Source organism: Indioceanicola profundi, assembly GCF_003568845.1.
In the GTDB taxonomy this organism is placed as follows: domain Bacteria; phylum Pseudomonadota; class Alphaproteobacteria; order Azospirillales; family Azospirillaceae; genus Indioceanicola; species Indioceanicola profundi.
In genome coordinates, this window is sequence record NZ_CP030126.1 from 2330564 (window position 1) to 2354302 (window position 23739).

23 protein-coding genes are annotated in these 23739 nt (G+C 67.5%); 13 read left to right on the forward strand and 10 right to left on the reverse strand.

The window, feature by feature from the left end; translation table 11 throughout:
• The first annotated feature begins 111 nt into the window (after positions 1-111).
• From pyk to folB, 3 genes are all read left to right on the forward strand, one after another.
• A complete protein-coding gene (pyk, locus tag DOL89_RS11125) occupies positions 112-1551 on the forward strand; it encodes a pyruvate kinase (protein WP_119679217.1) in 1440 nt (479 codons plus the stop codon).
• A gap of 82 nt (positions 1552-1633) precedes the next feature.
• The gene (locus DOL89_RS11130; RefSeq protein WP_119679218.1) at positions 1634-2668 is read left to right on the forward strand and encodes an aromatic ring-hydroxylating oxygenase subunit alpha; all 1035 of its coding nucleotides are present in this window, start codon (positions 1634-1636) and stop codon (positions 2666-2668) included.
• 73 nt (positions 2669-2741) lie between these two features.
• The gene (folB, locus tag DOL89_RS11135) at positions 2742-3203 is read left to right on the forward strand and encodes a dihydroneopterin aldolase (protein WP_119679219.1); all 462 of its coding nucleotides are present in this window, start codon (positions 2742-2744) and stop codon (positions 3201-3203) included.
• A gap of 23 nt (positions 3204-3226) precedes the next feature.
• Here the strand turns inward: folB and DOL89_RS11140 are convergent, their stop codons facing one another.
• Entirely contained in the window at positions 3227-4471 is a 1245-nt protein-coding gene (locus tag DOL89_RS11140; protein ID WP_119679220.1) for a threonine ammonia-lyase, read from the reverse strand.
• A 703-nt stretch (positions 4472-5174) separates the two neighbouring features.
• On the opposite strand from DOL89_RS11140, the gene DOL89_RS11145 reads away from it, so the two are divergent.
• Positions 5175-5540, forward strand: coding sequence for an REP-associated tyrosine transposase (locus DOL89_RS11145; RefSeq protein WP_205574566.1), 366 nt, complete (start codon positions 5175-5177; stop codon positions 5538-5540).
• Positions 5541-5692: 152 nt separating this feature from the next.
• Here DOL89_RS11145 and DOL89_RS11150 read toward each other — a convergent pair whose 3' ends face one another.
• Positions 5693-9196 (reverse strand): indolepyruvate ferredoxin oxidoreductase family protein, encoded by a 3504-nt coding sequence (locus DOL89_RS11150; RefSeq protein ID WP_119679221.1) that lies wholly within the window; start codon positions 9194-9196, stop codon positions 5693-5695.
• A gap of 269 nt (positions 9197-9465) precedes the next feature.
• Between DOL89_RS11150 and DOL89_RS11155 the strand changes: the two genes are divergently transcribed.
• Together DOL89_RS11155 and DOL89_RS11160 are read left to right on the forward strand one after the other, a co-directional pair.
• Positions 9466-9939: an RNA pyrophosphohydrolase gene (locus tag DOL89_RS11155; protein ID WP_119679222.1), complete on the forward strand. Its 474-nt coding sequence runs from the start codon at positions 9466-9468 to the stop codon at positions 9937-9939.
• A 100-nt stretch (positions 9940-10039) separates the two neighbouring features.
• Positions 10040-10420, forward strand: coding sequence for a VOC family protein (locus DOL89_RS11160; protein WP_119679223.1), 381 nt, complete (start codon positions 10040-10042; stop codon positions 10418-10420).
• A 2-nt stretch (positions 10421-10422) separates the two neighbouring features.
• On the opposite strand, the gene DOL89_RS11165 is transcribed toward DOL89_RS11160, so the two are convergent.
• The 6 genes from DOL89_RS11165 to DOL89_RS11190 form a co-directional block, all read right to left on the reverse strand.
• Entirely contained in the window at positions 10423-11241 is an 819-nt protein-coding gene (locus DOL89_RS11165; protein WP_119679224.1) for a ferritin-like domain-containing protein, read from the reverse strand.
• A gap of 145 nt (positions 11242-11386) precedes the next feature.
• The gene (gene atpC, locus DOL89_RS11170; RefSeq protein ID WP_119679225.1) at positions 11387-11821 is read right to left on the reverse strand and encodes an ATP synthase F1 subunit epsilon; all 435 of its coding nucleotides are present in this window, start codon (positions 11819-11821) and stop codon (positions 11387-11389) included.
• 148 nt (positions 11822-11969) lie between these two features.
• Positions 11970-13400: a F0F1 ATP synthase subunit beta gene (gene atpD, locus DOL89_RS11175; RefSeq protein WP_119680377.1), complete on the reverse strand. Its 1431-nt coding sequence runs from the start codon at positions 13398-13400 to the stop codon at positions 11970-11972.
• Positions 13401-13469: 69 nt separating this feature from the next.
• On the reverse strand, positions 13470-14357 hold the full coding sequence (locus DOL89_RS11180) for a F0F1 ATP synthase subunit gamma (RefSeq protein WP_119679226.1): 888 nt from the start codon (positions 14355-14357) through the stop codon (positions 13470-13472).
• A 44-nt stretch (positions 14358-14401) separates the two neighbouring features.
• Complete coding sequence (gene atpA / locus DOL89_RS11185; protein WP_119679227.1) at positions 14402-15931, reverse strand: F0F1 ATP synthase subunit alpha; 1530 nt, start codon at positions 15929-15931, stop codon at positions 14402-14404.
• A complete protein-coding gene (locus tag DOL89_RS11190) occupies positions 15931-16491 on the reverse strand; it encodes a F0F1 ATP synthase subunit delta (protein WP_119679228.1) in 561 nt (186 codons plus the stop codon). The genes atpA and DOL89_RS11190 overlap by 1 nt, the downstream gene beginning before the upstream one ends.
• Before the next feature lie 235 nt (positions 16492-16726).
• On the opposite strand from DOL89_RS11190, the gene DOL89_RS11195 reads away from it, so the two are divergent.
• The 3 genes from DOL89_RS11195 to DOL89_RS11205 all read left to right on the forward strand — a co-directional run bounded on the left by DOL89_RS11195 (position 16727) and on the right by DOL89_RS11205 (position 18752).
• On the forward strand, positions 16727-17083 hold the full coding sequence (locus tag DOL89_RS11195) for a hypothetical protein (RefSeq protein ID WP_119679229.1): 357 nt from the start codon (positions 16727-16729) through the stop codon (positions 17081-17083).
• Positions 17084-17242: 159 nt separating this feature from the next.
• Complete coding sequence (map, locus tag DOL89_RS11200) at positions 17243-18076, forward strand: type I methionyl aminopeptidase (protein ID WP_225889769.1); 834 nt, start codon at positions 17243-17245, stop codon at positions 18074-18076.
• Positions 18077-18203: 127 nt separating this feature from the next.
• On the forward strand, positions 18204-18752 hold the full coding sequence (locus DOL89_RS11205; RefSeq protein ID WP_119679230.1) for an outer membrane beta-barrel protein: 549 nt from the start codon (positions 18204-18206) through the stop codon (positions 18750-18752).
• An 84-nt stretch (positions 18753-18836) separates the two neighbouring features.
• Here the strand turns inward: DOL89_RS11205 and DOL89_RS11210 are convergent, their stop codons facing one another.
• Together DOL89_RS11210 and DOL89_RS11215 are read right to left on the reverse strand one after the other, a co-directional pair.
• On the reverse strand, positions 18837-19256 hold the full coding sequence (locus tag DOL89_RS11210) for an OsmC family protein (protein ID WP_119679231.1): 420 nt from the start codon (positions 19254-19256) through the stop codon (positions 18837-18839).
• 136 nt (positions 19257-19392) lie between these two features.
• Positions 19393-20376 (reverse strand): diacylglycerol/lipid kinase family protein, encoded by a 984-nt coding sequence (locus tag DOL89_RS11215; RefSeq protein ID WP_119679232.1) that lies wholly within the window; start codon positions 20374-20376, stop codon positions 19393-19395.
• 199 nt (positions 20377-20575) lie between these two features.
• Here DOL89_RS11215 and DOL89_RS11220 point away from each other — a divergent pair, with 199 nt between their 5' ends.
• The 4 genes from DOL89_RS11220 to DOL89_RS11235 all read left to right on the forward strand — a co-directional run bounded on the left by DOL89_RS11220 (position 20576) and on the right by DOL89_RS11235 (position 23651).
• Positions 20576-21361 carry a UDP-2,3-diacylglucosamine diphosphatase gene (locus DOL89_RS11220; RefSeq protein WP_119679233.1) on the forward strand — a complete coding sequence of 262 codons (786 nt, stop codon included), beginning with the start codon at positions 20576-20578 and terminating at the stop codon, positions 21359-21361.
• On the forward strand, positions 21358-22392 hold the full coding sequence (locus DOL89_RS11225) for a glycosyltransferase family 4 protein (RefSeq protein WP_119679234.1): 1035 nt from the start codon (positions 21358-21360) through the stop codon (positions 22390-22392). The genes DOL89_RS11220 and DOL89_RS11225 overlap by 4 nt, the downstream gene beginning before the upstream one ends.
• A 54-nt stretch (positions 22393-22446) precedes the next feature.
• The gene (locus tag DOL89_RS11230; protein WP_119679235.1) at positions 22447-22962 is read left to right on the forward strand and encodes a DinB family protein; all 516 of its coding nucleotides are present in this window, start codon (positions 22447-22449) and stop codon (positions 22960-22962) included.
• A 62-nt stretch (positions 22963-23024) separates the two neighbouring features.
• The gene (locus DOL89_RS11235) at positions 23025-23651 is read left to right on the forward strand and encodes a glutathione S-transferase family protein (protein WP_119679236.1); all 627 of its coding nucleotides are present in this window, start codon (positions 23025-23027) and stop codon (positions 23649-23651) included.
• The last annotated feature ends 88 nt before the right edge of the window (positions 23652-23739 follow it).

Consider the following 23739-nt stretch of genomic DNA (forward strand, 5'->3'; position numbering starts at 1 on the left):
GGTAACACAGCCATCATCAATTTCATGTAATTTCACTACATGACGGTACCGGCCTCGGTGCCCAAGAATGGGACCGAGCCCACCCGTCCCCCAGAGGAGGATGAGTTCCAGATGAAGCGCACCGCTACCGCCCTTCACCGTGAGCGACTGACCAAGATCGTCGCCACACTGGGACCCGCCTCCAGCAATCCGGAAATGATCCGCGCCCTGTTCCAGGCCGGCGCCGACGTGTTCCGGTTGAACTTCAGCCATGGCAAACAGGAGGAGCATGCCCAGCGCCTGGAGATGATCCGGGCGGTGGAGCAGGAGATGGGCCGACCGATCTGCGTCATGGCCGACCTGCAGGGGCCGAAGCTGCGCGTCGGCACCTTCCAGGAAGGCTCGGTCGCGCTGAAGCCCGGACAGAAGTTGCGGCTGGACCTTGATCGCACGCCAGGCGACGCCGCCCGCGTCTGCCTGCCCCATCCCGAAATCTTCGAGGCAATCGAGACCGGCACCGAACTGCTGATCGACGATGGTCGTGTGCGGCTGCGGGTCCTGTCCCATGGCGAGGGATATGCGGAAACGGAGGTCGTGGTCGGCAACAGGATTTCCGACCGCAAGGGCGTGAACGTGCCCAACGCGGTGCTGGGCATCTCCCCCCTGACCGAGAAGGACCGCAGCGACCTGAACTTCGCACTGGATATCGGGGTGGACTGGATCGCGTTGAGCTTCGTGCAGCGGCCGGAGGATGTGGCCGAGGCCAAGCGCCTGATCGCCGGCCGCGCCGCCCTGCTGTCCAAGATGGAGAAGCCGGCCGCCATCCAGCACCTGGAAGAGATCGTGGAGCTGTCGGACGGCGTCATGGTGGCCCGCGGCGATCTGGGCGTGGAGATGCCGCCGGAGGACGTTCCCAGCATTCAGAAGCGGATCGTGCGGGAGGCGCGCATGGCGGGCAAGCCGGTGATCGTCGCCACCCAGATGCTGGAAAGCATGATCAGCGCGCCGACCCCGACCCGGGCGGAGGCATCCGACGTGGCCACCGCGGTCTATGACGGCACCGACGCCGTGATGCTGAGCGCCGAAACCGCCGCGGGCCAGTACCCTGTCGAAGCCGTCGCCATGATGGACCGTATCGCCAAGCGGGTGGAGCGGGACCCGCTCTACAAATCCATCGTGGATGCCAGCCACCCGGACCTGGAGAGCACCACCGCCGACGCCATCACCGCGGCGGCCCGGCAGGTGGCGCAGACCATCAAGGCCGCCTGCATCGCCACATACACCACCAGCGGCTCCACCACCCTGCGCGCCGCCCGCGAGCGGCCGGACGTGCCGATCATCGGGTTGACCAGCCGGATCGAGACGGCGCGGCGGCTCTGCATGTCCTTCGGCGTGCATGCGGTGCAGACCTCCGACATCCACAGCTTCCCCGAAATGGTGCAGAAAGCCCAGCGGCTGGCGGCCGACGACGGGCTGGCGGTTGCCGGCCAGCGCATTGTCATCACCGCCGGCGTTCCCTTCGGCACGCCGGGCAACACCAACGTGCTCCGCATCGCCTGGGTCGAGGGCTGAACATCGTAGGCCGGGGCGTGACAGGCGCGGCATTTGATGCTTCAAAGCGTCGACCGCCCCCGCACCCCAGTGAGCATGTCCCGTGGCCGAGCCGAACTTCCTTCTCCAGGACATCTGGTACTTCGCCCTGCCCGGCCAGGAGCTGAAGCCGGGAACGATGCGGGCCAAGAGCCTGCTGGACCAGCCGGTGCTTCTGGGCCGCACTGCGGCGGGCGAGGTGTTCGCGCTGCGCGACATCTGCCCGCACCGGGGCATCCCGCTCTCCTGCGGCCGCTTCGACGGGCGCGAGGTGGAGTGCCGCTATCACGGCTGGCGCTTCGACCAGGGCGGAACCTGCACCGCCATCCCATCGCTGGTGGCGGAGCAGCAGATGGATGTCTCCCGCATCAAGGTGCGCCGCTATCCGGTGCGGGAGGTGCAGGGCAATGTCTGGATCTGGATGGGCGAGGGCGAGCCCGCGATGGAGCCGCCGCGGGTCCCGCACTTCGCCGACGGGCGGGGGGCGAACATGGTGCTGTCCATGGAGTTCCCCTGCTTCCAGGACCATGCGGTGATCGGGCTGATGGACCCGGCGCACGGCCCCTATGTGCACAAGAGCTGGTTCTGGCGCAGCGAGCGCACCATGCACGAGAAGGCGAAGGCGTTCGGGCCAGCGCCCTTCGGCTTCGTCATGAAGCGACACCGCCCCTCCTCCAACTCCGCCGCCTATAAGATCCTGGGCGGAGCGCCGGAGACGGAGATCCGGTTCCAGCTTCCCGGCATCCGGATCGAACACATCCAGGTCGGCAGGCACCATGTCTGCAACCTCACCACCGTGACACCGCTGGGGCCGATGGCGACGGAGGTGACGAACCAGATGTACTGGACCATGGGCTGGGCCAGCGCCGCCAAGCCCCTGCTCCGCCCCTTCGCCGCCAAGTTCCTGCGCCAGGACCGGGACGTGGTGGTGATGCAGCAGCAGGGGCTGCGCCACGACCCGTCGCTGATGCTGATCAAGGATGCCGACACCCAGGCCCGCTGGTACTACCAGCTCAAGAACGAGTGGGTCCGGGCCAGGGAGGAAGGGCGGGAGTTCCGCAATCCGGTCAAGGACGTCACGCTCCGCTGGCGGAGTTGACCCGGCCCGGGGCCGCCCGCACAACCCAGCCCACCGCCGCGGCGGCCTTGTTCCCTCCCTGGCGCGGTGCTAGATGCAGCGCACAATGAATACGCTCTTCGCCCGCATCACCGACCCGGCCGCCCGCCTGCCCGGCCAGCCGGCCCCGCAGCCGCAGCCGCAGCCTCTGGCCGCGCGCCCGCTGACCCGGCTGTTCGTCCGCGACCTGGTGGTGCCGGCGGTGGTGGGCATCTATGAGCATGAGAAGACCACGCCGCAGCGGCTGCGGGTCAATCTGGAGCTGGGCGTGCTGGACCGGGCCGCCGACGGGCGCGACGCCATCGGCGCCGTGGTCAGCTACGAGGACGCGCTGAAGCGGGTTGCCGCCATCATCGCCGAGCGGCATGTGAACCTGCTGGAGACGCTGGCGGAGACCATCTGCCGCCGCATGCTGGAGGATGGCCGGGTCCAGACCGCCACCGTCCGCCTGGAAAAGCTCGACGCCTTCCCCGAGTGCGCCGCCGTCGGCATCGAGATCACCCGCAGCCGCGGGTGATCCCCGGGGGCGGCCGCCCGCCCCTACTCCACCCCGCCGGCCAGCACCTTGACCTTGAACTCGCCCTTCTCCCGCAGGGTCTGAACCACCTTCTCGGCGTGCTTCTTCGACCGGCACTCGATGGTCAGGTCGATGTCGGTGGCCTTGACGGTGGCGGTGGTGAAGAGGCGCTGGTGCATGGCCTCGATGATGTTGCCGCCGGCCTCGCCCACCAGGCTGGTGATCTTGCCCAGCGCGCCGGGGCGGTCCGGCACCACGATGCGCACGGCGATCAGCCGGCTTTCGCGGACGAGCTGGCGCATGATCACCTGGGCCAGCAGGCGGCTGTCGATGTTGCCGCCGCAGAGCACCAGCCCGACCTTCTTGCCCTGGAACAGATGCGGGTGGTTCAGCACCGCCGCCAGCCCGGCGGCCCCGGCCCCTTCCGCCACCGTCTTCTCGATGTTGAGGAACAGGGCCACGGCCCGCTCCACCTCCTCGTCGGGGACCAGCACGACCTCGTCCACCAGGGCGCGCACGATCTCGGTGGTGAGCGCGCCCACCTTCTTGACGGCGATGCCCTCCGCGATGGTGTCGCCACCCACCTCGATGGGCAGGCCGCGCAGGGCCTGGTACATGGCCGGATAGGCCTCCACCTCCACCCCCACCACCTGGATGCCGGGCTTCAGCGCCTTGGCCGCGGTGGCGATGCCGGAGATCAGGCCGCCGCCGCCGATGGGCACCACCAGCACGTCCAGCTCGGGTGCCGCCTCCAGCATCTCCAGCGCCACGGTGCCCTGGCCGGCGATGACGTCGCGGTCGTCATAGGGGTGGACGAAGACCAGCCCCTCCTCCCGCGCCAGCCGCTCCGCCTCGGCCGCGGCCTCCACCAGCGTGTTGCCCATCAGCACGACGCGGGCGCCGTGGCCCTCCGTCAGCTCCACCTTGATGAAGGGCGTGCCCTCCGGCATCACGATGGTGGCGGGAATGCCGAGCCGGCCGGCATGGTAGGCGACGCCCTGGGCATGGTTGCCCGCCGACATGGCGATGACGCCCCGCGCCCGCTCCTCCGCCGTCAGCTTGCGCAGCTTGTTCAGCGCCCCGCGCTCCTTGAAGCTGGCGGTGAACTGGAGGTTCTCGAACTTCACCCAGATCTCCGCCCCGCAGATGTCCGACAGCGTGCGCGACGGGATGCAGGGGGTCGCCACCAGATGCGGCGCGATGGCCATTCGGGCCTCGCGGATATCGTCCAGTGTCACGGGGAGTGCGGTGGCGGCGGCGGTGGTCATGACGGATGTTCCAGATGAAACGACTGTTCCGGTTGACTTGGCTTAGCGCAAAGCGTGCGGTTTGACCATGGGGCAGCCGGCCGGGACCGTGCCACACGCCCCTTAACGCAACAAAGGCACCGCTTGACGCACCTAAGGCGACACTAACGCAACGCTTAACGCACCATGGGGAGGGCACCTACCCGATTGATTTCACAGCATATCCGGCCCTCAACGCACCTAAGGAGACGGGGGGCCGGGGGAGTCGCGTTAAGGCGGCTCCGGCGTGGCGGGGCTGACGCCCGGTTTTCACAACTCACCAAGACACGCCCCGCCGGGTGGCGGGGCGTGGGCAGGATGGCAGAGAATAGGAATGTTGTCACGGAAGAAGGATTGAGAAATGGGGAGATGGCGGTTGATACGCGTAGGTCGCATGGAGGCGAAGCCGTAATGCGACGGGTTCGGGTGCTTGGGGTGTCGCAATACGCCTTCGGCTTCTTGCGACCTACGGGTGGGTGAGATAGATTTGCATCTCTACTTATCCGGGGTGCGGGATGCGGTATCGCCGGGATCTGAGCGAGGGGCAGACCTTCTTTTTCACTTTGGTCTGTGCCGGTCGCCGTCCCGTCTTCCATGACCCGGCCCAAATCGGCCTGCTGCGGGATGTGATCCGGGAGGTTCGGGAGGAGCGGCCGTTCGACCTCGTCGCCATGGTGGTGTGGTCATGCCCGACCATCTGCATGCCCTGTGGTCCCTGCCGCCCGGCGATGCGGCCTATTCCAGCCGTTGGCAGGCCATCAAGAGCCGCTTCAGCCGCCGGTGCGGGCTTCCCCCTGCCGAGGCGACCGCGCAGACGGCGCGGGGTGGGCGAGGCATCTGGCAGAACCGGTTCTGGGAACACCGCATCCGCGACCAGGAGGATTGGAACCGCCACCTGGACTATTTCCACTGGAATCCCGTCAGCCATGGCCATGTCGCCCACCCGCGGGATTGGCCCTGGTCCAGCTTCATGAAATTCGTGAAGGCCGGGATTTATCCGGTGGATTGGATTCCGGACCAGCCGCCCCGGCCGTGGCGAGGTGAGCCGTAGGGGGCGGGGTGTCGGTGGGTGGGGTGTCGCAATTCGGCCTTTAGCCTTCTTGCGACCTACGGGATGCGATGATCCGTAGGTCGCATGGAGCGTAGCGGCATGCGACGCTCCGATTTACGGGACGCGATGAGCCGTAGAATGCGACGCCACGGTTACTCCGCCGCCTGGGCCACTGCTGTCGGCGGGGTGCGCCAGCGGGTGAGGAGTTGGGCTTCCTCGGCCTTGGCCTTTTCCAGATGCGCGTCCTTCACATGGCCGTAGCCGCGGATCTTCTCCGGGATGCTGGCGATGTCCACGGCCAGAGCGTGATTGGCGGGGGACAGGGCCGCCAACAGCTCCTCCACCACCGCGCGGTAGTCGGCGATGAGCTGGCGTTCCAGCTTCCGCTCCGGATTGCGGGCGAAGGGGTCGAGGCGGGTGCCGCGGAGGCGCTTCAGCTTGGCCAGGGCCTTGAACATCATCCAGGTGCGCGGCCCGAACTCCTGCTTCTTCAGATGGCCGGTGGCCGGGTCGCGCGGGGCGGTGGCCGGAGGGGCGAGGTGGAACTTCAGCTTCCAGTCGCCCTCGAACTGCGCCTTGATGCCGTCCAGGAATTTGGTGTCGGTGTAGAGGCGCGCCACCTCGTACTCGTCCTTGTAGGACATCAGCTTGAAGAGGTAGCGGGCCACGGCGCGGGTCAGGTCGGTGCGGCCGGGGGTCTTGGCCGCCTCCGCCGCCTGCACCTTGGCCACGAAGTCGCCATAGGTGCGGGCATAGGCGGCGTCCTGGTAGCCGGTCAGGAACTCCACCCGGCGGGCCACCATCTCCTCCAGCGTTTCGGAGAGCTTGCGGTGGGCGTGCAGGCCGGCGGGGCCCTCATCCTTCGGGAAGGCGGCGTCCTGCACAGCCTTCAGGTCCAGCGCCGCGCGCCGGCCCCAGCGGAAGGCGTCGGTGTTCATCCGCACCGCCGCCCCGTTCATCTCGATCGCCCGCTCGATGGCCTGGGCGGAGACCGGGATCAGCCCCTGCTGCCAGGCGTAGCCCAGCATGAAGAGGTTGGTGGCGATGCTGTCGCCGCAGAGCGCGGTGGCGATTTTCGTGGCATCGAGGGAGGCGACCTGGTCGGTGCTGCCGGCGGCGCGGGCGATGGTGGTCACCAGATTGTCGGCGCCGATGCGGGCATCGGGGTTGGTGACGAAGGCGGCGGTCACCGCCTCCGCCGTGTTGACCACGGCGCGGGTGTGGCCGGCCCGCAGCTTGGACAGGCTGTCGGCATTGGCCGCCACCACCACGTCGCAGGCCAGCAGCACGTCGGCCCCGCCGGAGACGATGCGGTTGGCGTGGATGTCCGTGGGCTTCTCCGCGATGCGGAGATGGCTGGTCACCGCCCCGCCCTTCTGCGCCAGGCCGGCCATGTCCATGGCGGTGAAGCCGCGGCCTTCCAGATGCGTCGCCATGCCGATGATGGCGCCGATGGTGACCACGCCGGTGCCGCCGATGCCGGTGACCAGGATGTTCCAGGGCTTCTCCAGCGTGGGGATCGCGGGCTCCGGCAGTTCCATCTCCGCCGCGGCCCCGCCCTTGGCGGCGGGCTTCGGCTTGCGGAGCTGGCCGCCCTCCACCGTCACGAAGCTGGGGCAGAAGCCCTTCAGGCAGGAATAATCCTTGTTGCAGGAGGACTGGTCGATCTGGCGGCGGCGGCCGAACTCCGTCTCCACCGGGACCACGGAGAGGCAGTTGCTCTGGGTGGAGCAGTCGCCGCAGCCCTCGCACACCAGTTCGTTGATCACCACGCGCCGGGCGGGGTCGGGGAACTTGCCGCGCTTGCGGCGGCGGCGCTTCTCCGCGGCACAGGTCTGCTCATAGATCAGCACGGTGACGCCGGGCACCTCGCGCAGGTCGCGCTGCACCTGGTCCAGCTCGTCGCGGTGGAAGATTTTGGTGCCGTGGGGCAGGCCCTGGCCCATCCCGTACTTCTCCGGCCCGTCGCTGACCACGACGATGCGGGCCACACCCTCGGCATCCAACTGCTGGGCGATGTCGTGGACGGACAGGGTGCCGTCCACCGGCTGGCCGCCGGTCATGGCGACGGCGTCGTTGTAGAGAATCTTGTAGGTGATGTTCACCTTGGCCGAGACGGCGGCGCGCACGGCCAGGATGCCGGAGTGGAAATAGGTGCCGTCGCCCAGATTGGCGAAGACGTGGCTGTCCTCCACGAAGGGCGACTGGCCGATCCAGTGCACCCCCTCCCCGCCCATCTGGGAGAACACGTCGGTGTTCCGGCCCATCCAGGTGACCATGTAGTGGCAGCCGATGCCGGCGAGGCCGCGGCTCCCCTCCGGCAGGCGGGTGGAGGTGTTGTGCGGGCAGCCGGAGCAGTAGAAGGGCGCCCGCACCACCGTGGCCGCCGCCGTGGTGCGGTGGAGCTGGGCCTCGATCGCCTCCAGCCGGCGGGAGAGATGCTCGTTAGGGCCGTATTTCAGCAGCCGCTCGGCGATCGCCTTGGCGATGTCGATGGGCGACAGCTCCGCCTTGGCGGTGAAGAGGGGGCGGCCCTCCTCATCCTCCTTGCCGACCACATAGGGGCGGCGGTCCCAGTTGTAGAGCTGCTCCTTGATCTGGGATTCCAGGACGGGGCGCTTCTCCTCCACCACGATGAGCTGCTCGGCCGGTTCGGCGAAGGCGCGGATGCCGCTGGGCTCCAGCGGCCAGGCCATGGCGACCTTGTAGATGCCGAGGCCGAGGTCCTTCGCCATCTCCTCCGGCATCTCCAGCTCATCCATCGCCTGGCGGACATCCAGGTAGGACTTGCCGATGGTGACGATGCCGAGGCGCGGCCTTTCATGCCCGAAGACGACGCGGTCGATCCGGTTGGCGCGGGCGAAGGCCTTGGCCGCGCCCAGCTTCCAATCGATCATCCGCGCTTCCTGGATCAGCGGCGTGTCGTGCAGGCGGATGTTCAGCCCGCCGGGCGGCAGCTCGAAATCCTGCGGGATCACAATGTCCAGGCCCAGCGGATCGATGTCGACGATGGCCGTGGTGTCGATGGTGTCGGCGACGGTGGTGAAGCCCACCCAGGTGCCGGCATAGCGCGACAGGGCCCAGCCGATCAGGCCGAGATCCAGGAATTCCTGCACCCCGGCCGGATTGATCACCGGCAGGAAGGCATGGATGAAGGCGTGGTCGGACTGGTGAGGCAGGGTTGACGACTTGCAGGCATGGTCGTCGCCGGCGAAGGCCAGCACGCCGCCATGGCGCGACGTGCCGGCGAAGTTGGCGTGCTTGATGGCGTCAATGGAGCGGTCCACGCCCGGCCCCTTGCCGTACCAGATGCCGAAGACGCCATCCACCTTGGCCCCGCCCCACAGATTGACCTGCTGGCTGCCCCAGACGGCGGTGGCGCCCAGCTCCTCATTCACGCCGGGCTGGAAATGGATATTGCCATTCTTCAGGAAGCGCCGCGCCTGCCACAGCGCCTGGTCGTAGGCGCCGAGGGGCGAGCCGCGATAGCCGGAGATGAAGCCGCCGGTGTTCAGGCCGGCCGCCATGTCGCGTTGGCGCTGGAGCATGGGCAGGCGCACCAGCGCCTGGGTGCCGGTCATGTAGACCCGGCCCTTTTCGAGCGCGTACTTGTCGTCCAGGGACACGGTTGCGAGCTGCTTCGCGGCCTGCGCCATCACGTTTCTCCCCATCCGTTTCGGGCCGGTCACCCTTGGTCACATGGGCGATGCTAACCATGAAAATAGGTCAATGCTACTGACATATTTTCTGTCCGAAGCAGCGCAGCAAAGTGGTGGGATCGTGCATGGCATCGGCCCGATATGTCGCGATGTTGCTGCCGCAGTGCGAAGGTGCGGTGCGGGAGGATTTTCGCTGGATTCGAGCCCTGAAAATCGAGCCCTGCTGGTGTAGATTGGCCTGCCCTTTCCGTTGAGCCGAGCGCGCGATGAAGATCGATCCCGAACTCCTTCCCTACCGCCCCTGCGTCGGCATCATGCTGATCAACGACCAGGGGCGCGTGTTCGTCGGGCGGCGGAAGGATACGCCGGATGCCTGGCAGATGCCCCAGGGCGGCATCGACGACGGTGAGAGCCCGCGCGAGGCGGCGCTGCGGGAGCTGGAGGAGGAGATCGGCACGGCCAAGGCCGAGATCGTGGCCGAGAGTGCCGGCTGGCATCGCTACGACCTGCCGGGGCATCTGCTGGGCAAGGTCTGGGGCGGGCGCTTCCGGGGGCAGGAGCAGAAATGGCTGCTGTGCCGTTTCACCGGCGGGGATGATGATATTGACCTCGCCACCGCGCATCCGGAGTTCGATGCCTGGCAGTGGGTGCATCCGGACGATCTGATCCGGCTGATCGTGCCCTTCAAGCGGCAGATCTACCAGGCCGTGGTGGAGGAGTTCCGGCCGCATCTGCCGTAGGGCGCGAGGAGCGCAGCGGATTACGACGGTTGGTCGAGCCGGCAGGAAGTCGTCGCAATGCGCTGCGCTTCTTGCGACCTACGGACTGTGAGGGTTCCGCATGCCGTTCCGCGTCATTAGCCTGAACCATGTCCAGATCACCGTGCCGCGGGCGGCGGAGGCGGCGGCCGTGCGGTTCTACCGGGACCTGCTGGGGTTGCCGCAACTGGTTGAGCCTACGGCACGGGAACGGCAGGAGGGAACGTGGTTCCAGTTGCCGGGGTTCCGGATACACCTGACAGCGGAGGATGCCGGTGCTGCTGGAACCGGAGCCAGCAGGCGTCATGTCTGCCTGGCGGTGGACGATCTGGCAGCCTGCCGCCGCGCCATGGACCGGTCCGGGATCGAGATGCTGCCCGATGAGCGGCCGATCCCCGGGGTGGAGCGGTTCTTCGTCCGCGACCCCGGAGGCAACCGGCTGGAGATCATGCAGGGAACCTGAGCCTACGCCGCGTCGGCAAAGCTCTCAGCCTTCTTGCGCATGCGGCTGTAGGCGAACTTGGCGGCCATGTCGTGCAGCCAGCCCTGCGGCTTCAGGCCGGAGGCCTTGAAGACCATGGCCACCATCCGGTCGAGATGGTGCGGCTTGTAATAGCTGTAGGCGCGGCGGCAATAGGCGGCGAAGGCCTGCTCCCGCACATAGGGCGCGTCGCCGTTGTTGGCGGCGTGGTAGGCGAAGGACAGCTCGTCATCCTCCGTCTCGTTAATGCGGGACAGGGCGACGCGGAGGCGGCCGAAGCGGCCCAGCCCTTCCTTGTCCAGATAGCGCTTCAGATGGTCGTAGAAGAGCTTGTAGTGGCGCAGCTCGTCCGCGGCGATGCGGCGGCAGATCTCCTTCAGCACCGGCTCGTCCGTGGCCTCGCCCAGGGCGGTGTAGTAGCTGGAGGTGCCAGTCTCCACGATGCACCGGGCCACCAGTTCGCCGGAGCGGTTGCCGCGGGCGGATTCCGTGGCATTGGTGTCGAGCTTGTAGCCGTCGCGGAAGCGCTGGACGGATTCCTGGAAGTTCCAGGACGGGTCCACCGCCTCGCCCCAGCGGCCAAGCGCCTCGCCGTGCTGGACCTCTTCCACGGCCCAGTCGCGGGCGACCTGCTGGAAGGCGGGATCGTCGTGGAAGATGTTGCACAGCAGGTCGGCATAGATATGGCCGTTGTACTCCACCAGTGCCGCGGCCTTGCAGACCTTCAGGATATCGGCATCGACCTTCGTGGGGTCGAGCTGGTCCCAGGGGAGCCCGTCTACCGTCCAGTGCGTGTACGCCATCTCTGCCTACGCTGTTTCGTGCTGTCCATGAACGGATCAGGCGGACGGCCCATGGAGAGCCGCCCGCCCGGTCGCTGTCAGAAGATTGTCATGTTACGGCCGGGATGCAAAGGCCTTCCGGCCATCACACGCCACCCCGCATGCCTCAGTGCGCCACCGGCTGGCCGGTGATCAGCTCGAGCTTCGTGGCGGCGGCGTCGATCTTCGCAAGGATGCCCTTACGCTCCGTCTCCGTCTTGGCCGTTTCCAGATCCTCGCGAAGGTTGGAAATCTGGCGCTCCAGATCGGCGCGGTCGAGGCCGCGGATCGTGGCGACGTCGGTGGCTTCCTGGGCCAGGACGGTGACGCGGGTCGCCGTCACCTCGCAGAAGCCGCCGGCGACGAAGATCTGGCGCGATATGTCGGTCATGTTATCGGCGTAGATGTCGATGACGCCGGCCTTCACCGTCACGATCATGGGGCTATGGCCCGGCAGCACGCCGAACAGGCCCTCGGCCCCCGGCACCACCACCATCTCGACCGGCTGGGACACCAGGAGCTTTTCCGGCGAGACCAGCTCGAATTCAACCTTGTCGGCCATGGCTCACTACCCGTTCGTTTCCGCAGCCCCGCTCCGGGGAGGGCCCCCTGCCCTGGGCCTGACGACAGGCATGAGGCAGGGGGCGCTGCGCTGCTTTCACCCGTCGACCAAGCTCGGGGCGAGGATACATTGTACCGGCGGCTGCGGCTTACGCGGCCTCGGCGGCCATCTTGCGGGCCTTCTCGATCGCTTGGTCGATGTTGCCGACCATGTAGAAGGCGGCTTCCGGCAGGTGGTCGTAGTCGCCGTTCACGATGCCCTTGAAGGCCTTGATCGAGTCTTCGAGGCTGACCAGCACGCCCGGCGTGCCGGTGAACACCTCGGCGACGTGGAAGGGCTGGGACAGGAAGCGCTGGATTTTGCGGGCGCGGGCCACGACCAGCTTGTCGTCTTCCGACAGTTCGTCCATGCCCAGGATCGCGATGATGTCCTGCAGCGCCTTGTACTGCTGCAGGACCTGCTGCACCGAGCGGGCGACCTTGTAGTGCTCCTCACCCACGATGCGCGGGTCGAGCGCACGGGAGGTGGAGTCCAGCGGGTCGACGGCCGGGAAGATCGCCTGCTCGGCGATCGAGCGGCTCAGCACGGTGGTGGCGTCCAGGTGGGCGAAGGAGGTGGCCGGAGCCGGGTCGGTCAGGTCGTCGGCGGGCACGTAGATGGCCTGCACCGAGGTGATCGAGCCCTTCTTCGTGGAGGTGATGCGCTCCTGCAGCGCGCCCATGTCCGTGGACAGGGTCGGCTGGTAACCCACCGCGGAGGGGATGCGGCCCAGCAGCGCCGACACTTCGGCGCCCGCCTGGGTGAAGCGGAAGATGTTGTCCACGAAGAACAGCACGTCCTGGCCTTCTTCGTCGCGGAAATACTCCGCAACCGTCAGGCCGGTCAGACCGACGCGGGCGCGCGCGCCGGGCGGCTCGTTCATCTGGCCGTAGACCAGCGCCACCTTGGAACCGGGACCGTCGGTCTTGATGACGCCGGACTCGATCATCTCGTGGTAGAGGTCGTTGCCCTCACGGGTACGCTCACCCACGCCGGCGAAGACGGACACGCCGCCGTGCGCCTTCGCGACGTTGTTGATCAGCTCCATGATGGTCACGGTCTTGCCGACGCCCGCACCGCCGAAGAGGCCGATCTTGCCGCCCTTCAGGTAGGGAGCCAGCAGGTCGATGACCTTGATGCCCGTGACGAGGATCTCCGCCTCGGTGGACTGCTCGATGAACTCGGGCGCCGGGCGGTGGATCGGGTACAGCACGTCCTGGGAGACCGGGCCGCGCTCGTCGATCGGCTCACCGATGACGTTCAGGATGCGGCCGAGGGTGGTCGGGCCGACCGGCACGGAGATCGGAACGCCGCTGTCCGTCACCTCCTGGCCGCGGACCAGACCGTCGGTCGTGTCCATGGCGATGGTGCGGACGGTGTTCTCGCCAAGGTGCTGGGCAACCTCGAGCACAAGGGTCTTCCCCTCGTTCTGCGTGTGCAGCGCGTTCAGGATGGGCGGCAGCTCGGCATCGAACTGCACGTCCACGACGGCGCCCAGCACCTGCGTGATGCGGCCGACCGCGTTGCTCGTCTGGGTCATCGTAGCCATGGGGTAAGCTCCCTCGGAACTATACGTCGTGTGTTCGTTCTATATGGGCCGAAGCGCGTCTTAGACAGCTTCCGCGCCGGAGATGATCTCGATCAGTTCCTTGGTGATCGAGGCCTGGCGGGTGCGGTTGTAGACGAGCGTCAGCTTCTTGATCATGTCGCCGGCGTTGCGCGTCGCATTGTCCATGGCCGTCATGCGGGCACCCTGTTCGGAAGCGGCGCTTTCCAGCAGGGCCGAATAGATCTGGATGGACAGGTTGCGCGGCAGCAGGTCGGCCAGGATGCGCTCCTCGCTCGGCTCGAACTCGTAGAGCGCCCTGGCGTCGCCCCCGGCATCCGCGGCCGCGCTGGCCGGCAGTGCGAAGGGAACGATCTGCTGCACGGTGACGATCTGCGTGATCGCCGACTTGAACTTGTTGTAGATGATGGAGCAGACGTCGTACTCGCCGGCGTCGAACAGCTCCAGCACCTTGGTCGCGATCATGTCCGCATCCGCGAAGGAGAGGCGCTTCTTGCCCACATCCTCGTAGCTCTGGATGATCAGCTTGGGGTACTCGCGGCGGAGCAGGTCGCGCCCCTTGCGGCCGACGCAGAGGAGCTTGACCTCCTTGCCTTCGCCTTGCAGGCGGGCGATCTGCCGCTTCGTCTCACGGACGACGGTGCCGTTGAAACCGCCGCACAGGCCGCGATCCGAGGAGATGACCACCAGCAGGTGGACCCGGTCGGAACCGGTGCCCACCATCAGCTTCGGCCCGCCCGTCTCGCCCGACACGCCGGCCGCGAGGCTGGACAGCATGCGGCCCATGCGCTCGGCGAACGGCCGGCCGGCTTCCGCCTGCTCCTGGGCGCGGCGGAGCTTGCTCGCCGCGACCAGCTTCATGGCGGATGTGATCTTCTGCGTCGACTTGACGCTTCCGATCCGGTTTCGAATGTCCTTCAAGCTCGGCATGCCGGACTCGCGCTCTTATTGGCCCCGAGAGGCTGGGCAGGTGATCAGGCGAAGGTCTTCACGAACCCGTCGAGGAAGCTCTTCAGCTTCTCTTCGGTGTCCTTGCTGATCGCCTTCTCGGTGCGGATCGTGTCCAGGATGTTGGCGCCGCGACCGCGGATTTCGTCCAGCAGGCGGGTCTCGAACCGGGTCACGTCCTCGATCTTCACCTTGTCCAGGTAGCCGCGGACGCCGGCGAAGATGGAGACGACCTGCTCCTCGACGGGCATCGGGCTGTACTGGGCCTGCTTCAGCAGCTCCGTCAGGCGGGAGCCGCGGTTCAGCAGGCGCTGGGTGGTGGCGTCCAGGTCGGAGGCGAACTGCGCGAAGGCAGCCATCTCACGGTACTGGGCCAGTTCCAGCTTGATGGTGCCGGCGACCTGCTTCATCGCCTTGATCTGGGCGGCGGAGCCGACGCGGGACACCGACAGGCCGACATTGATGGCCGGGCGGATGCCGCGGTAGAACAGGCCCGTCTCCAGGAAGATCTGGCCGTCGGTGATGGAGATGACGTTGGTCGGGATGTAGGCCGACACGTCGCCGGCCTGCGTCTCGATCACCGGCAGCGCGGTCAGGGAGCCGGCACCATGGGCGTCCGACATCTTCGCCGCGCGCTCCAGCAGGCGGGAGTGCAGGTAGAACACGTCGCCCGGATAGGCCTCGCGGCCCGGCGGACGGCGGAGCAGCAGAGACATCTGACGGTAGGCGACGGCCTGCTTGGAGAGATCGTCATACACGATCACGGCATGCATGCCGTTGTCGCGGAAGAACTCGCCCATGGCACAGCCGGTGTAGGGCGCCAGGAACTGCAGCGGGGCCGGATCGGATGCGGTCGCGGCCACGACGATGGAGTATTCCATCGCGCCGGACTCTTCGAGCTGGCGGACGATCTGCGCCACGGTGGAGCGCTTCTGGCCCACCGCGACATAGATGCAGAAGAGCTTCTTGGTGTCGTCGTCGCCGGCGTTCACCTTCTTCTGATTGATGAAGGTGTCGATGACGATGGCGGTCTTGCCGGTCTGGCGGTCGCCGATGATCAGCTCGCGCTGGCCGCGGCCGACGGGCACCAGGGCGTCAATGGCCTTGAGGCCGGTCTGCATCGGCTCGTGCACGGACTTGCGCGGGATGATGCCGGGGGCCTTCACCTCGACGCGCTTCATCGCGGCGTCCACGATCGGGCCCTTGCCGTCGATCGGGTTGCCGAGACCGTCCACGACGCGGCCCAGCAGGCCGCGGCCGACCGGAACCTCGACGATGGCGCCGGTCCGCTTGACGGTGTCGCCTTCCTTGATGTCGCGGTCGTTGCCGAAGATCACGACGCCGACATTGTCGCTTTCCAGGTTCAGGGCCATGCCCTTAACGCCACCGGGGAACTCGACCATCTCGCCGGCCTGGACGCGGTCGAGGCCGTACACGCGGGCCACACCGTCGCCGACCGACAGCACGGTTCCGACCTCAGCCACGTCGGCCTCGGTGCCGAAGTTCGCGATCTGCTGCTTCAGGATCGCGGAAATCTCAGCCGCGCGGATTTCCATTATCCAACCCCTTTCATGGCGAGTTTCAGCTTGGTCAGCTTGGTGCGCACGGAGGCGTCGATCATGCGCGACCCGACCTTTACAATCATGCCGCCGATCAGCGCGGGATCGACCCGCACGTCGACGGTAACCTTGGAGCCCATGGTCCGTTTCAGCGTATCGGACAGCTCATCCTGCTGCGCCGGGCTGAGCGGCTGGGCGGCGATGACGATGGCCGTCTCCTCCCCGCGCCGGCGCGCCAGCTCGGCCAGAAAAGCCTCGATCACGCCGGGCAGCACGAAGAGCCGCCGCTTCTGGGCCGTCAGGCCGGTGAACCTGCGCACCAGATCGCTGACGCCGGTCTGGGCCAGCACCGCGTCGATGGCACGCGCCTGATCGGCACGCGCAATCAGCGGGCTGGCGACCACACGCCGAAGATCGGCGCTCTCCGCCAGCAACTGCTTCAGGAGCGTCAGGTCCTTGGCCGTCTGGTCCAGGGCCTTTTGTTCGTCTGCGAGTTCGAACAGTGCAGTCGCGTAGCGCTGCGCCAGTCCGGATACGCCTGTCCCTTCGGTCGCCACTGGGAAACCTCGGTTTGATCCGTAGACCTGATGGATTTCAGGGCTTTAGCAATAGTGATGCGGGCCAGGAGGGAACCCCCTGGCACCGAGCGAGCGGTCACATAACACAGAGAATTGGGGCGTGCAACTAACTGAGGCAGCAGAGCGGGCGGCGTTCGGCTTAAGCCGTCCTTAACCGGTCAGGGGCAGGCTGCCCTGAACAGGTTGTGACCGATCCCCTAAGGGACTGCCCAGAATGAGCGTCGTCGCCTTCTCCGTCACCCGCTTCACCCCCGCCGACGTGGCGGAGTGGAACAGCATCGCCATGCCCAAGCTGGACCGCGGCCTCTGGGCGTCGGTGACCCGGCGCAGCGACCGGGAGCGGGACGAACTTCTGGTTCATTTCCCGAACCTTGACCGCCCCATCTTCCGGTTCGAGCGGGACCGGCACGGGGTCTACCGGCTGCTCTTCAACGACCGCAAGGGCTGGTACGAGATCGGCCGCGGCGACACGGCGGAAGAGTGCCTTTCCGTATGGAAGGGCCGGATGCCGCGCACGCCCCGCGCCCCTGCCCCGGCGGTCCAGCCGGCGGAAGCCGAGACCGCCCTCTGACGCTCCGGCGCGGCTGGCGCGCTGAATCGCCGCAGTGTGAGGCGGCGCACCGCGGAGCCGCCCGGCCGCTCTCCTCTTCGTGCATGGGACCGATTCGCCTGCTCTGCTGACAGGGCGGCCTTCTGGCCCTATGGTGACCGAAGAAGGGAGCCCGAACCGGTGGAACAGCAGATTCGCTATGCCCGCGACGCGGACAGCAACGGACGGCCGATCCGGCTGTACGGGCCGGAGGCATTCGAGGGTCTTCGCCGCGCCGGACGGGTCGCGGCCCTGACGTTGGACTATGCGCGCAGCGTCATCCGTCCCGGCATGACCACGGCGCAGCTGGACAAGCTGTGCGAAGGCTTCATGCGCGATCACGGCGCGGTTCCGGCCACGCTGGGCTACCGCGGCTACAGGCACGCGACCTGCGTCAGCTTCAACTATGTCGTCACGCACGGCGTGCCCACCAACCGGGTCAAGCTGGCACCGGGCGATATCGTGAACGTCGACGTGACTCCGATCCTGGACGGCTGGTACGGCGACAGCAGCCGCACCTTCTATGTCGGCGAGCCTGCACTGGAGACGCGGCGGCTGGTGGAGGCGGCCTATGAGGCGATGAGCGCCGGCATCCGCGCCTCCCGCCCCGGCAACCGCATGGGCGATGTCGGCCACGCCATGGAGTGCGTGGCCCGGCGGGAGCGCTACACCATGGTCCGCGAATTCTGCGGCCATGGCACCGGCCTGGTGTTCCACGACGCGCCGGAAGTGCTGAATTTCGGTATGCCGGGCACCGGCGTGCGGCTGGAGCCCGGCATGGTCTACACGGTGGAGCCCATGGTGAATGCCGGCCGCTCGCCCATCCGGGTGCTGGCGGACGGATGGACGGCCCAGACCTGGGACAAGTCCTGGTCCGCCCAGTTCGAGCACACCATCGGCCTGACCGAGACGGGCCATGAGATCTTCACCGCCTCCCCCGCCGGTCTGGACGGGCCGCAGATCGCCACGGGCTGAAACGCCGCCCTGTTGCCGGAAAACCGCACCGGGACGGAACGCTCGGGCTGACCCGTTTGCACACTGCATCGCGCCGGAGGCCGGGAGCATGCTGGCAGGACAATAACGCCTGTCGGGAGTGCTCATCATGAAGCGTTTGCTTGGAACGACCGTTCTGGCCTCCACGCTCCTGTTCGCCGCCCCTGCCGCGGCAGAGCTGTACGTTTCCGCCGGGGCCGGTCTGCTGGGAAATGACGACGAGTTCCTGTCGGCCGGGGAATCGGTGCAGCTCGCCGTCGGCTGGGGCTCCGGCGCGCTCCGGTGGGAGCTGGAGGCCCAGTGGCTGGGCAATGAGGAGGACATCGACCTCGAGCTGGGCGGGGTCGGCGTGTCGGGCGGCGTCGACGTGGATTCCTACACCGCCACGCTGGGCGCCTATTTCGACCTGCCGCTGCCCTTCTTCAATCCCTATATCGGGGCCGCGGCCGGCGTCGGCGCCAACGATGTCGAAGGCGACGGACCGCTGGAAGGGCTGGACGAGAGCGACGAGTTCCTTGTCCTGCATGCCGAGGCCGGGCTGGACATCCCCCTGGCCCCCTTGATCAGCATCGGCCCCGCCGTTCGCTATACCTGGTTCGACACCGACTACGGGGACGAGTTCTATACCGCCCGCGTGGTGCTGCGCGTCGGCTTCTGAGGACCGGGCGGCGGGGGCTGGCGACGGCCTCCGCCGATCCGTTCGATCCGGGTCGGTTTCCGACCAGCCGGGGCGGAATCTGCTCTAGCCGCCTGAGGTCAGGGACGAGACATGAACGGGGAAGCCCCTGGAAACCGAGTTGCTCACGGTGGACAGGGCCTCCGCCCGTTGGACGAGGGCATCCAGGTCGGCGTCGGCGTCCATGGATTCGACTGCGACCTCGATGGCGGCGGAGGTAGCGCGGAGGGGCTTTCCATCGAAGCGCACAGTCACGTCCACCGTCACGGATGACAGCGCCAGCCCCATTTCATGGGCGATGTAATACAGGTCGTTCCAGAAGCATCCGCCGATGGCGAGCGCAAGCAGCTCCCCGCCATTGAGGCCAAGCCCTTGGCCCCCCGCCTTGCCCGCCGGCCGGTCGACGATGACGGAGTGGTTGCCGGCCCAGCCGATCGATGCTTCGGTATCCGGAATGCCACGTAACTTCACTGACATCGTCGTCATGCGGCACCTCCCGGCAAGGCAGGCCATCGGCAGCTGTCATGTCTTCAGCTGAGCATGCGCCGGTCCGCGCCCGCAACGCCGCAAAAGTCGGGTCCGGAGGCTATTGCGCCGATATGGCCGATGGCGCGCTCACCGCCTATCCCAGCACCGGCAGGGTATAGGGGGCGATGTCGGCGGTGAAAGGCACGGTGGCGAGGACATCGCCATCGGCCTGCACCGGCTCCCCCGTCGGGCCGCCGGGCAGCGCCGTGATCCGCACCCGCACCGCCGGCACCACCTTGTAGGCCGGCAGCCGGTCCAGCCCGCCCAGCACCATGCCCGCCGCATAGGCGAAGGCGGTCAGCCGGCCGCCGCGCAGGAACAGGCAGACCTGGAAGCCGGGGTCCTCCAGCCGGGCCTGGGGGGCGAGCACATAGGTCCCGCCGTAGAAATGCCCCTTGGCGAGCACGGCGGAGGCGACCTCGTGCCGCTCCCGCCCGCCATCCGGCCGCTCGATCTCCACGGCGTAGCCGACGCGGGGGTTGGACAGGATCTCCCGCATCCCCTCCACCATGTAGGCGGCCTTGCCGATCTGGCGCTTCATGTGCGGGCGGATGGAGGCGACGACGCGGGCGTCCATCCCCGCGCCCAGCATCTGGGCGAAGAGCCGCGGCGGTCCGTTGTCGGGCAGGCAGCGGCCGATATGAACCATCCGCGTCGGCGCATTGGCCAGCACCCGGCCGATCTGCGCGCCGCGCCACGGCAGGCCAAGCTCCAGCGCCAGGACGTTGGCCGTGCCCAGCGGCACGATCCCGAGGGGCAGCGGCGGCCCCTCCCCCCGCTCCGCCCGCTGGCAGAGGCCGTTCACCACCTCATTGATGGTGCCGTCGCCGCCGGCGGCCACGACGGCATCCACCTCATCCGGCCGGGCCTGGGCTGCCAGCTCGGCGGCGTGTCCGGCACAGGTCGTCTCCGCCAGGGTCACGGCGCAGCCAAGATCGTGCAGCGTCTCCACGGTGCGGGACAGGCGACCGCGGCGGCGTAGCCCGGCCATGGGGTTGTAGATCAGCAGGAAGCGCCGGCCAGTCACCGGGCGGGAACGGTGCGGGGCTGCCAAGTCGAGGGTGGAGACGTCGGACATGCCGTACCGTGACGGGAAGGTTAAGGCGGGACGACAGCGGCGTGACCGGCAGCGGAAGTTTCCGTGACGGCCCTGACCCAACCGCGGCGGCGATTATTACTGTCATATATCCAGATGTATAGGTGCGGCAACTTCGCAGGCCCAATATGTCGGGTGGGAAGAGCCGCCGATAGCCGGGCCGCCAGCCGAGGAGGGTCGGATGACGGTTGAGGACGGGGTCAAACGCTACCGCAGCATCTGGCTGTCGGACATCCATCTGGGCACGCGGGGTTGCCAAGCCGAAATCCTGTTGGATTTCCTGCGCCATAGCGAGTCCGAAAACCTGTACCTGGTGGGCGACATCGTGGACGGGTGGCGGCTGAAAAAGGGCTGGTACTGGCCCCAGTCGCACAATGACGTGGTCCAGAAGATCCTGCGCCGGGCGCGCAAGGGCACCAAGGTCTTCCTGATCCCCGGCAACCATGACGAGGCGTTCCGCGAGTTCGTCGGGCTGCAGTTCGGCGGGGTGACGATCCTGGAGGATACGGTCCACCTCACCGCCGACGGCCGCCGCTTCCTGGTGATCCATGGCGACCAGTTCGATGCGGTGGTGAAATACGCCAAGTGGCTGGCCTATGTGGGCGACACCGCCTACGTCACCCTGCTGGGCATCAACACTGCCTTCAACTGGGCCCGCCGCAAGCTGGGCTTCCCCTACTGGTCCATCAGCGCCTACCTGAAGCACCGCACCAAGAAGGCGGTGGAGTTCATCGGCAACTTCGAGACCGCCCTGGCCGACGAGGCGCGGCGGCGGCAGGTGGACGGGGTCATCTGCGGCCATATCCACCATGCCGAGATGCGGGAGATCAACGGCGTCACCTATGTGAATGACGGGGACTGGGTCGAATCCTGCACCGCCCTGGTCGAACACGAGAATGGCGAGCTGGAAATCCTGCGCTGGTCCGACATCGTTGCCAGCCGTACCGTGCTGAAGGTCGCGGCGTGAGAATCCTGATCGTCACCGACGCCTGGCACCCGCAGGTGAACGGCGTCGTCCGTACCCTGGTCACCACCAGGGCGGAGCTGGAGAAGCTGGGACACAGGGTGGAGGTGGTCGCGCCCGACCGCTTCCACACCGTGCCCCTGCCAACCTATCCGGAAATCCGGATCGCCCTGCATCCGGGGCCGGAGCTGCGACGGCGCATCGACGCCTTCCAGCCCGACGCGATCCATATCGCGACAGAGGGAACGTTGGGGCTGGCCGCGCGGCGCTACTGCCTCAGCCGCGGCATTCCCTTCACCACCGCCTACCACACCCGCTTTCCGGAATATGTCCGGGACCGGGCGCCGGTGCCGCTGGCGCTGAGCTATGCCCTGATCCGCCGCTTCCATGCGCCGGCCCATGCGGTGATGGTGGCGACCCCCAGCATCGAATCGGACCTGCTGGCCCGCGGCTTCCGCCATATCCGCCGCTGGTCCCGCGGCGTGGACACCGAGCTGTTCCGCCCGCGCGAGAAGAGCTGGCTGGAGCTGCCGCGGCCGATCTTCCTCTCTGTCGGCCGGGTCGCGGTGGAGAAGAATGTCGAGGCGTTCCTGAAGCTGGACCTGCCCGGCACCAAGCTGGTGGTGGGCGACGGGCCGCAACGGGCGGAGCTGATGCAGCGCTACCCCTCCGCCGTGTTCACCGGCGCCCTGCATGGGGAGGAGCTGGCACGGCACTACGCCGCCGCCGATGTGTTCGTCTTCCCGTCGCGCACCGACACCTTCGGGCTGGTACTGCTGGAGGCGCTGGCAAGCGGGCTGCCTGTGGCCGCCTGTCCGGTGCCGGGCCCGCTGGACGTGCTGGGCGGCAGCGATGTCGGCGTGCTGGATGAGGATCTGGGCCGCGCCGCGCTGGCAGCCCTGGCCATCCCGCCGGAACGGTGCCGGGAATTCGCGCTCCGCCACTCCTGGCGCGCTTCGGCGGAGCAGTTCCTGGCGAATCTCCGCCCGCTGGAGGAGCCGATGCCGGTCGGCGAGCTGGCGCTGGCCCATTGACGGCGTAGCGGCGCAACAGCAGGCTGCATCCGTACCTGCGATGGAGCCGTCTTGATGATCACGCCCGCCTATGCCCGGACCATGGCCGCCTACAATGCGGAGATGAACAAGCGCATCTACGCCGCCGCCGGCCGGCTTGACGATGCCGTGCGCAGGGCCGAGGGCGGCGCGTTCTGGAACAGCATCCACGGAACGCTGAACCATCTGCTCTGGGCCGACCGGATGTGGATGTCGCGCTTCGCCGGGTGGCCGGCGCCCACGGCGAAGCTGAAGGAATCGGCCTGCCTCATCGACGATTTCGCGGAGCTGTCCCTGGCCCGGCAGGAAGCCGACCGGGGCCTGTCGGACTGGGCGGCGCAGGTGGACGGGGAATGGCTTGCGATGGACCAGCGCTGGTACAGCGGTGCTGCCCAACGCGAGATCACCGCCCCGCGCGGCTTCCTGCTGGCCCACATGTTCAATCATCAGACCCACCATCGCGGACAGGTCCATGCGATGCTGACCCGGGCCGGGGCCGATCCGGGCGATACCGACCTGTTCCTGCTGGTGCAGCCGCCGATGGCCGATTGACCGGGGCCAGCCGCCGGGCGCAATCTTCGTTCCCAAGAAAGAACCTGTCCGGGAGGAAACGGATGTCCGAGCTCGTCATCTATGGCATGGCCTTCAGCAACTTCGTCCGCACCGTGCGCATGGCGCTGTTCGAGAAGGGCATCCCCTACCGGTTCGAGCCCTATGTGGCGAACACGCCGGAGATGCTGGCGCTGAATCCGTTCGGCAAGGTGCCGGCCATGCGCCATGGCGACCTGACGCTGTTCGAGAGCCAAGCCATCTGCCGCTATATCGAGGATGCCTTCGGCGGCCCCAGCCTGCGGCCGGGCACCCTGGCGGAAAAGGCGGTGGTGGACCAATGGGTGGCCGCCACCTGCGACCATGCCGACAAGGCCTTCGTCCGCAACTATGTCCTGGCCTACGCCATGCCGAAATGGCTGGGGAAAGAGCCGGACCGGGCACAGATCGCGGCCGCCGTGCCGGGCGTGCGCAAGGTGATCGGCGTCCTGGACCGGCACATGGACGGACGGGAATTCGTGGCCGCCGACCAGTTGACGCTGGCCGACCTGTTCCTGGCGCCGACCACCTTCCTGGTCCAGCTCTATCCCGAGGGCAAGGAAGCACTGGCCGAGGCGCCCCACCTGACCCGCTGGCTGAATTCCATGATGGCGCGGGACAGCTTCATCGCCACCAAGCCCCCCAAGGGCTGAGCGGATGGCCCGGCCCCGAAGGGGCTAGGCGGAACCAATCGAGACGGCCCCCGGTTGCGGTGGAAATTCCGCCACCGAGGGAGACTCC

Excerpts from the sequence above, each read along its gene's own strand:
- pyk (WP_119679217.1), top strand. The coding sequence starts at position 112 with ATGAAGCGCACCGCTACCGCCCTTCACCGTGAGCGACTGACCAAGATC.
- folB (WP_119679219.1), top strand. The coding sequence starts at position 2,742 with ATGCAGCGCACAATGAATACGCTCTTCGCCCGCATCACCGACCCGGCC.
- DOL89_RS11140 (WP_119679220.1), bottom strand. The coding sequence starts at position 4,471 with ATGACCACCGCCGCCGCCACCGCACTCCCCGTGACACTGGACGATATC.
- DOL89_RS11145 (WP_205574566.1), top strand. The coding sequence starts at position 5,175 with ATGCCCGACCATCTGCATGCCCTGTGGTCCCTGCCGCCCGGCGATGCG.
- DOL89_RS11150 (WP_119679221.1), bottom strand. The coding sequence starts at position 9,196 with ATGGCGCAGGCCGCGAAGCAGCTCGCAACCGTGTCCCTGGACGACAAG.
- DOL89_RS11155 (WP_119679222.1), top strand. The coding sequence starts at position 9,466 with ATGAAGATCGATCCCGAACTCCTTCCCTACCGCCCCTGCGTCGGCATC.
- DOL89_RS11160 (WP_119679223.1), top strand. The coding sequence starts at position 10,040 with ATGCCGTTCCGCGTCATTAGCCTGAACCATGTCCAGATCACCGTGCCG.
- DOL89_RS11165 (WP_119679224.1), bottom strand. The coding sequence starts at position 11,241 with ATGGCGTACACGCACTGGACGGTAGACGGGCTCCCCTGGGACCAGCTC.
- atpC (WP_119679225.1), bottom strand. The coding sequence starts at position 11,821 with ATGGCCGACAAGGTTGAATTCGAGCTGGTCTCGCCGGAAAAGCTCCTG.
- atpD (WP_119680377.1), bottom strand. The coding sequence starts at position 13,400 with ATGACCCAGACGAGCAACGCGGTCGGCCGCATCACGCAGGTGCTGGGC.
- DOL89_RS11180 (WP_119679226.1), bottom strand. The coding sequence starts at position 14,357 with ATGCCGAGCTTGAAGGACATTCGAAACCGGATCGGAAGCGTCAAGTCG.
- atpA (WP_119679227.1), bottom strand. The coding sequence starts at position 15,931 with ATGGAAATCCGCGCGGCTGAGATTTCCGCGATCCTGAAGCAGCAGATC.
- DOL89_RS11195 (WP_119679229.1), top strand. The coding sequence starts at position 16,727 with ATGAGCGTCGTCGCCTTCTCCGTCACCCGCTTCACCCCCGCCGACGTG.
- DOL89_RS11205 (WP_119679230.1), top strand. The coding sequence starts at position 18,204 with ATGAAGCGTTTGCTTGGAACGACCGTTCTGGCCTCCACGCTCCTGTTC.
- DOL89_RS11210 (WP_119679231.1), bottom strand. The coding sequence starts at position 19,256 with ATGACGACGATGTCAGTGAAGTTACGTGGCATTCCGGATACCGAAGCA.
- DOL89_RS11215 (WP_119679232.1), bottom strand. The coding sequence starts at position 20,376 with ATGTCCGACGTCTCCACCCTCGACTTGGCAGCCCCGCACCGTTCCCGC.
- DOL89_RS11220 (WP_119679233.1), top strand. The coding sequence starts at position 20,576 with ATGACGGTTGAGGACGGGGTCAAACGCTACCGCAGCATCTGGCTGTCG.
- DOL89_RS11230 (WP_119679235.1), top strand. The coding sequence starts at position 22,447 with ATGATCACGCCCGCCTATGCCCGGACCATGGCCGCCTACAATGCGGAG.
- DOL89_RS11235 (WP_119679236.1), top strand. The coding sequence starts at position 23,025 with ATGTCCGAGCTCGTCATCTATGGCATGGCCTTCAGCAACTTCGTCCGC.